Here is a 285-nt window from a genome sequence, read left to right as displayed (position 1 = left end):
ATCATCACTAATGTAATAATTATGGGCTAATTTAAAACGCAGCTCTTCACCTTCGTTATCCTTTGCCATCGGTGATATTATGCCATTGGTGCCAAAGTTAAAGGGTGTTAAACCATCATTGCTTGCCAAAGAGTTAGCTAGTTCATTTCGTTGTGCTTCACTCAATTGTAAGCCACTTGCTGTAGGGTCATTCACTAAATCGGCGCCTGATACTTCACCTGCAGTTAAACCGTTGACCGATTCACTGTTAAAAATACGAATAGGATGGCCGATAGAATCCACAGC

At 41.1% G+C, this 285-nt stretch carries 1 protein-coding gene; it reads right to left on the bottom strand.

The window, feature by feature from the left end:
- Window positions 1-285: hypothetical protein (locus AAEY72_RS14505; RefSeq protein ID WP_352311222.1), on the bottom strand; the 285-nt coding region annotated here is incomplete at both ends.

The organism is Psychrobacter sp. W2-37-MNA-CIBAN-0211 (assembly GCF_040309405.1).
GTDB lineage: Bacteria > Pseudomonadota > Gammaproteobacteria > Pseudomonadales > Moraxellaceae > Psychrobacter > Psychrobacter glaciei.
Note: the sequence above shows the minus strand (reverse complement) of the source record. Positions and strands in the feature narration are given on the sequence as shown.